Annotated in this window: 6 protein-coding genes; 4 read left to right on the forward strand and 2 right to left on the reverse strand. The window is 55.1% G+C overall.

Annotated elements, in window-relative coordinates:
- Nucleotide 1: 1 nt before the first annotated feature.
- Together KP80_RS08660 and KP80_RS23080 are read right to left on the reverse strand one after the other, a co-directional pair.
- The gene (locus KP80_RS08660) at nt 2–469 is read right to left on the reverse strand and encodes a MarR family winged helix-turn-helix transcriptional regulator (protein ID WP_052283230.1); all 468 of its coding nucleotides are present in this window, start codon (nt 467–469) and stop codon (nt 2–4) included.
- A 96-nt stretch (nt 470–565) separates the two neighbouring features.
- On the reverse strand, nt 566–904 hold the full coding sequence (locus KP80_RS23080) for a YebF family protein (protein WP_197276144.1): 339 nt from the start codon (nt 902–904) through the stop codon (nt 566–568).
- A 628-nt stretch (nt 905–1,532) separates the two neighbouring features.
- Between KP80_RS23080 and trpS the strand changes: the two genes are divergently transcribed.
- From trpS to KP80_RS08685, 4 genes are all read left to right on the forward strand, one after another.
- Nucleotides 1,533–2,540 (forward strand): tryptophan--tRNA ligase, encoded by a 1,008-nt coding sequence (trpS, locus tag KP80_RS08670; protein WP_052283232.1) that lies wholly within the window; start codon nt 1,533–1,535, stop codon nt 2,538–2,540.
- A gap of 262 nt (nt 2,541–2,802) precedes the next feature.
- Complete coding sequence (locus tag KP80_RS08675) at nt 2,803–3,870, forward strand: HlyD family secretion protein (RefSeq protein ID WP_052283233.1); 1,068 nt, start codon at nt 2,803–2,805, stop codon at nt 3,868–3,870.
- A complete protein-coding gene (rbbA, locus tag KP80_RS08680) occupies nt 3,867–6,602 on the forward strand; it encodes a ribosome-associated ATPase/putative transporter RbbA (RefSeq protein WP_052283234.1) in 2,736 nt (911 codons plus the stop codon). The genes KP80_RS08675 and rbbA overlap by 4 nt, the downstream gene beginning before the upstream one ends.
- Nucleotides 6,602–7,726, forward strand: a complete 1,125-nt coding sequence (locus tag KP80_RS08685) for an ABC transporter permease (RefSeq protein ID WP_052283235.1) — start codon at nt 6,602–6,604, stop codon at nt 7,724–7,726. The genes rbbA and KP80_RS08685 overlap by 1 nt, the downstream gene beginning before the upstream one ends.
- Nucleotides 7,727–7,976 lie beyond the last annotated feature (250 nt).

Raw genomic sequence — 7,976 nt, forward strand, 5'->3', positions numbered from 1 at the left:
GTTATTCGGTTTTGTTATTCTCTTCGCGGATAATCCGCAGATTGCAGGCAATGTGATTCAGGGTGTCGCTAAACTTCGCGATGTCTTCGGCGGGGATATCGTGTGATACCCGGGTCTGGAACGCTTCAATCACCTGATTCAGCGTCTGGAGCACGGACCGACCTTTGTCGGTGAGCGTAAGCAGGCGAATACGTTTGTCATACGGCGAGACCGTGCGCAGCAGATAGCCCTGCTGCTCCAGCAGCGTGAGCGTGCGCATCAGCGGCGGCAGTTCAATCCCCTGCATCTCCGCCAGCTCGCTCACCGACACGTTATCGCCCAACTGATGAAGCTGCATCAGCACCGTCCAGCTGGACTGGGTCAGGCCAGTATCGGTAATCGCATGATCGATGATAGATCGCCATTGGCGTACAACCATCGCCATACGCATACCCATTGGGCGGCGGGCAAACAGTTCATCTTCAGTCATGACTGATCTCCGATTATTTCGTACAAGTACGATAATACTTACCATGATAAGTATCAAGGAACGCAATCGGTAAACCGCATGGAATGCACAATGGCCCTACTTTCCGGCAATGTACTCCACATCCATCGAAACGCAGTCGACAAAGCCGATACGGGCAAGGGTGGTGGCGGGTCCTTTGGCGACGAACGGCACGCGATATTCGTCTTCTTCAATGGTCACTTCGCCAAAAACCAACTCAGGTGTCAGGGTACCGAGGGTACTTTTTTCGCGATACCAGTGGGGAAATCGACCTCGTAAATAGTCGTCTTTAACTCTTAATAAGGCTTTGCGGGATAATTCCAGGCGACACACTGCCGAGTCTTCAGACCCAGCGCCATGAATAATAAATATCGCCGCAACGCCCGTAGTCAGCAGGGCACAAAATAGCGCAGTCACTAATAATGTTTTTTTCATGCTGAAGGTAGGTTGGTTTAAATGATTATGGCGTCAATAGTCATTCTAGAAACAAATAAAATCATGTAAAGCAACGCGTTGGTATTGTTTCGTAAATATCGAGCGATTCAATCAATAAAAAATATCAAGGCTACGGAGCCAATCGTAAGCAGACAAGAATACTCATCAATTAATATTATAACTACTAAAAATGATACTTTATTATTCCTACTGCATTTGAATAATCTAATCCATTATCATTAAAGAAGTCATCCTTGGGGCGGTAAAATGCCGTGGGTTTATATTTTTAGATGATAAATACGCTTTCACGAAAGACATTAAATATAACAATTAGGGTCCATTTTTTTCTCATTATTTATTTTCTGCCGTTGCAACATGCGGTCTCCCTTCACTTCACGAAATCGCAGGGTCTAAGAGTAGACAACCCCCCGCTTTGGTGGCACGATAAAAAGATGAACACAAATGTGCCCCTCCTTCGCTCAAACCGTTGGTGGCTGCCTGCATAACAGGCGGCACGGGTTACATTACCTATTTTCCAGAAGCCGCCGAAAGGCGGCTTTGTTGTTTCTCAGTGGCGTCTTTCGGCTCAATGCATGATGAGGAGTCATTGATGAACACGAGCCATACTATCCTGACCGGCGACCGCCCTACCGGGCAGCTGCATCTCGGCCACTACGTTGGATCTCTGCGCCAGCGCGTCCAGCTTCAGCATGAACACCAACAGTTTATCCTGATTGCGGACCTCCAGGGGCTGACCGATAACGGCAGCAATCCGCAGAAAATCAGCCACAATATCCTCGAAGTGATGGCCGATTATCTGGCCGTCGGCATCGACCCGCAGCGCACCACCCTTTGCCTGCAGTCTGCCCTTCCCGCGCTGGCTGAACTGACCGCGCTGTATATGAATATCGTCACCGTCGCTCGCGTTGAGCGTAACCCTACGGTCAAAAATGAGATAGCGCAGAAGGGATTTTCCCGCGCGCTGCCGGTCGGCTTTATGGCCTATCCGATAAGCCAGGCTGCTGACATTACCGCCTTCAACGCAGACTTTGTGCCAGTGGGTGACGACCAGCTGCCGATGATTGAGCAAACCAACGAGATCGTGCACAAGATGAATAGCCTGACGACCACGCCGGTGCTGCGCCACTGCAAAGCGCTGCTGAGCGATGTCAGTCGTTTGCCGGGAATTGACGGCGGGGCAAAAATGTCGAAATCGTTAGGCAATACGCTGACCCTTTCCGCAAGCCCAACCGAGATCCACCAGGCGGTAAGCGCCATGTATACCGACCCCAACCACCTACGGGTGGCCGATCCGGGACAAATTGAGGGCAACATGGTCTTCACCTATCTGGATGCGTTCCACCCCGATAAAGCCTTGGTCGCTGAGATGAAAGCCCACTATCAACACGGCGGCCTTGGTGACAGGCAGTGTAAAAATGAGCTCGAAGCCTGTTTGCAGGAGCTACTGGCCCCTATCCGCGAGCGCCGCGCCAGCGTAATTCAGGACAAAGGACAACTGATGGAGCTGCTGCGCCAGGGCAGCGCGCGCGCCCATGAGGTCACGCAGCAGACGCTGCATGCCGTCAAACGTGGGCTGGGTCTGCCGGTACTGTTCTGAAGGAATCGTGGGCATTTCCCGACGAATGCCCACACCGCCTTTTGATATTTCGTGTTAATGCCTCTGCAAGACCCTGTTACAAGTATGGACATAAGTCATGTCGGTGTTAGTATGACATTGACGATAGCTATATTTATGCGTGTTTCATTTACGGCCAGGATTGCTGATGATGACCACATGAGTAGCACTCTTCACAGCATCCTTCCCCATTTTCATCACGAAACGCGCGCCACTCAGCAACAGGGAACAGAGCGGGTAGCGTATGGACAAAATCAAACGGCATTGGGCCTGGTATCTCGTGGGTGTCGCGGTGGTGATTGCCGCCGTAGCATGGTGGGCGCTACGTCCACCAGGATTACCGGACGGGTTCGCCAGCAGTAACGGCAGAATTGAAGCCACCGAGGTGGATATCGCCACCAAAACCGCCGGGCGTATCGACAACATTCTGGTCAAAGAGGGTCAGTTTGTTCGCCAGGGCGAAGTACTGGCGCAAATGGATACTCGAGTACTCAACGAACAGCGTCTGGAAGCCGCTGCGCAAATTAAAGAGGCACAAAGCGCCGTGGCCGCTGCCCGCGCGCTGCTCGATCAGCGGCAAAGCGAAATGCGCGCCAGCGAATCGGTAGTAAAACAGCGCCAGGCGGAGCTGGACTCCACCTCAAAACGCCATGCCCGCTCCAGCACGCTGTCGCAGCGCGGCGCGGTATCCGCTCAGCAGCTAGACGATGACCGTGCCGCAGCAGAAAGTGGACGTGCCGCGCTCGAATCTGCTCGCGCACAGGTTTCCGCCGCCAAAGCGGCGATTGAAGCCGCTCGCACCAGTATTATCCAGGCACAAACCCGCGTCGAAGCCGCTCAGGCCACCGAACGCCGCATCATGGCCGATATTGACGACAGTACGCTGAAAGCCCCGCGCGATGGGCGTATTCAATATCGCGTTGCCGAGCCGGGTGAAGTGTTGGCCGCCGCCGGCCGGGTGCTGAATATGGTCGATCTCGCCGATGTTTACATGACCTTCTTCTTGCCGACCGAACAGGCGGGCCTGTTGGCCATCGGCAGTGAAGTGCACATCGTACTCGACGCAGCCCCCGATCTCGTTATCCCCGCCAATATCAGCTTTGTCGCCAGCGTTGCCCAATTCACGCCAAAAACCGTGGAAACCAGCGATGAGCGGCTAAAACTGATGTTCCGCGTGAAGGCACGCATCCCACCTGAGCTACTGGAAAAACATCTTGAGTACGTGAAAACCGGCCTGCCGGGAATGGCCTATGTGCGGCTGGATAGCAACCTGCCGTGGCCTGCCGAGCTGGCGGTGAGGCTGCCGCAATGAAACAGGATATTTACCCTGCGGTCGCCCGGCTGGAAAACGTCAGTCAGCATTTTGGCGCCACCACCGCGCTACGCGATATCACGCTCACCCTGCCCGCCCGCTGTATGGTGGGGCTGATTGGCCCGGACGGCGTAGGTAAATCCAGCCTGCTGTCGTTGATTGCCGGGGCACGTGCCATTGAGCAGGGTAACGTCATGGTGCTCGGTGGCGATATGCGCGATGCCCGCCACCGTCGCGATGTGTGTCCGAAAATCGCCTGGATGCCGCAGGGACTGGGCAAGAATCTTTATCACACGCTATCGGTCTATGAAAACGTCGACTTTTTTGCTCGTCTGTTTGGCCATGATAAAAACGTGCGCGAAAGCCGCATCGATGCGCTGCTGCAAAGTACCGGGCTGGCCCCATTCCGCGACCGTCCAGCGGGGAAACTCTCCGGTGGGATGAAGCAAAAGCTGGGGCTGTGTTGTGCACTCATCCATGATCCAGAGCTATTAATCCTTGATGAACCCACGACGGGTGTCGATCCCCTTTCGCGGGCACAGTTCTGGGAGCTTATCGACAGCATTCGTGAACGCCAGCCGGAGATGAGCGTGCTGGTAGCCACTGCTTACATGGAAGAGGCCGAGCGCTTCGACTGGCTGGTGGCGATGAACGCAGGGGAAGTGCTGGCCACCGGCAGCGCCGAAACGCTCCGTACGCAAACCGCCACGCAGACGCTGGAACAAGCGTTTATCGCCCTGCTGCCAGAGGCACAGCGCAATGCGCACCAGCAGGTGATCATCCCACCGCGTGATACCCGCGAGGAAGAGATCGCCATCGAGGCGCGCGGCCTGACCATGCGTTTCGGCGATTTTGTTGCCGTCGATCACGTTAACTTCCGTATCGCCCGCGGTGAGATCTTTGGCTTCCTTGGCTCCAACGGTTGCGGGAAATCCACCACCATGAAGATGCTGACCGGGCTGTTGCCTGCCAGCGAAGGGGAAGCCTGGCTATTTGGTCAGCCGGTGGATCCAAAAGATATCGAGACCCGCCGCCGGGTGGGCTATATGTCGCAGGCATTTTCGCTCTACAGTGAACTGAGCGTACGGCAGAACCTGGAGCTGCACGCACGGTTATTCCATATCCCGGACGCCGAGATCCCCGGGCGCGTTGCCGAGATGACCGAGCGCTTTATGCTGCGCGATGTGGAGGATGCACTGCCCAGCGCGCTGCCGCTCGGTATTCGCCAACGTCTGTCGCTGGCGGTGGCGGTGATCCATCGCCCGGAAATGCTGATCCTCGATGAACCGACTTCCGGCGTCGACCCGGTGGCCCGCGATATGTTCTGGCAGCTAATGGTCGATTTGGCCCGTCAGGATAAAGTGACCATCTTTATCTCCACCCACTTTATGAATGAAGCGGAACGCTGCGACCGCATGTCGCTGATGCATGCGGGCAAAGTGCTGGCCAGCGATACCCCGGCTGCGCTGGTCAAGCAGCGCGGCGCCGCCAACCTCGAAGAGGCATTTATTGCCTGGCTGAAAGAGGCTGCCGACCCGGCTCCCGCCGCGCAAATGTCCGATGCGCCAGTCAACACTGAAGCCTCACCGGAGCCACCGCGACAGGCTTTTAGCCTGCGACGCCTGTTTAGCTATAGCCGTCGCGAGGCGCTGGAACTACGGCGCGATCCGGTACGATCGACGCTGGCCCTCCTTGGGACGGTGATCCTGATGTTCATCATGGGTTACGGGATCAGTATGGACGTAGAAGATCTACGCTTCGCGGTGCTCGACCGGGATCAAACGGTGAGCAGCCAGCGCTGGACGCAGAATATTGCCGGGTCGCGCTACTTTATCGAACGCTCACCGCTGGCCAGCTATGACGAACTCGACCGGCGAATGCGCGACGGTGAATTGGCTGTCGCTATTGAGATCCCACCAAACTTTGGTCGCGATATTGCTCGCGGCACCCCTGTCGAGATTGGCGTGTGGGTAGATGGTGCGATGCCAAACCGGGCCGAAACGGTACGTGGGTATGTACAGGCTATGCATCTAGCCTGGCTGCAGGAGATGGCAGGACTGCAGGCGAACACCAGCGGCGACGGTTCGCTTATCTCTATTGAGACACGCTATCGTTATAACCCTGACGTGAAGAGCCTGCCGGCAATCGTTCCCGCGGTGATTCCACTGCTGCTAATGATGATCCCGGCGATGCTCAGTGCACTGAGCGTGGTGAGGGAAAAAGAGCTGGGATCCATCATCAACCTGTATGTGACACCAACGACCCGCAGCGAGTTTTTACTCGGCAAGCAGATACCGTACATCGTGCTGGGGATGTTTAACTTCCTGCTACTGTGCGCGCTATCGGTGTTTGTTTTCGGCGTCCAGCATAAGGGGAGTTTCCTGACGCTGACGCTGGCGGCGCTGCTGTACGTCACTATCGCGACCGGGCTGGGGCTGCTGATCTCCACCTTTATGAAGAGCCAGATTGCGGCGATATTCGGTACGGCAATCATCACGCTAATTCCAGCGACTCAGTTCTCCGGCATGATCGACCCGGTTGCATCCCTTGAAGGGCCAGGACGGTGGATTGGCCAAATTTACCCAACCAGCCATTTCCTGACCATCGCACGTGGGACATTTTCCAAAGCGCTGGGGCTTGGCGATTTGTGGGCATCGTTTATCCCACTGCTCATCGCCGTACCACTGGTGCTAGGCCTTTCCGTCTGGCTGCTGAAAAAACAGGAGGGATGATGCGCGGATTACGCAATATTTATAATCTCGGCGTGAAGGAGCTGCGCAGCCTGTTGGGTGATAAAGCTATGCTGGCGCTAATTGTTTTCGCCTTTACCGTGTCGGTTTACTCGTCCGCCACGGTGATGCCAGGCTCGCTGCATCTGGCACCCATCGCCATTGCGGATATGGATAAATCCCAGCTTTCATCGCGGATCATCAACGGCTTTTATCGGCCATGGTTTCTGGAACCTGAGCTCATTACTGCCGATGAAATGGACGCAGGGCTGGATGCCGGACGCTACACGTTTGCCATCAATATTCCGCCAAATTTTCAACGGGATGTATTGGCTGGTAGGCAACCGGATTTGCAGGTTAACGTTGATGCGACCCGTATGAGCCAGGCATTTACCGGCAACGGCTATATTCAGAATATTGTCACCGGAGAAGTAAACAACTTCGTCGCTCGCTACCGGGATAACAGCACGCTGCCGGTAGAACTGGCGGTGCGTATGCGCTTTAACCCTAATCTTGAGCAGGCGCGGTTTGGCGCTGTGATGGCCATCATCAACAATATCACCATGCTGGCGATTGTACTGACTGGCTCAGCTCTTATCCGCGAGCGTGAACACGGTACGGTGGAACACCTGCTGGTGATGCCGGTGACGCCGTTTGAGATCATGCTCGCCAAAGTGTGGTCGATGGGGCTGGTGGTGCTGGTTGTTTCCGGGTTATCGCTGATATTGATGGTGCAGGGAATTTTGCAGGTGCCGATTGAAGGATCGATCCCGCTGTTTATGCTCGGTGTGGCGTTGAGCCTGTTTGCAACAACGTCTATTGGTATTTTTATGGGGACGGTGGCCCGTTCGATGCCGCAGCTGGGGCTGCTGATGATTCTGGTCTTGCTGCCGTTGCAAATGCTTTCTGGCGGCTCAACACCGCGCGAGAGTATGCCGCAGGTAGTACAGGATATTATGCAGACCATGCCAACGACCCACTTTGTGAGTCTGGCGCAGGCAATTCTCTATCGCGGTGCCGATTTTACTATCGCCTGGCCGCAGTTTTTGACGCTGCTGGCGATCGGAGCGGCGTTCTTTACCATTGCACTGATGCGTTTTCGTAAAACGATTGGCGAGATGGCGTAATCAGAGCCAACGGGCCGGAAGCTTAATACCCTTTCTAATAGGCTAAAGTAGGTCGGTAATAGCCGTTTTACCATCCTGGAGACGTAAAAAAGCCCGATCTTTCGACCGGGCTTCTTCGTATTCGATGGTTATCAGTTAGATCTCAAGCTTTCCTGAACTGGCCGGAGAGCATTTCACCGACAAACAATAGATAAAACAAAAGGCCCAGTCTTTCGACTGAGCCTTTCGTTTCTATTTGATGCCTGGCAGT

The sequence above is a fragment of the Kluyvera genomosp. 1 genome (assembly GCF_001266615.1).
Lineage (GTDB): Bacteria > Pseudomonadota > Gammaproteobacteria > Enterobacterales > Enterobacteriaceae > Kluyvera > Kluyvera cryocrescens_A.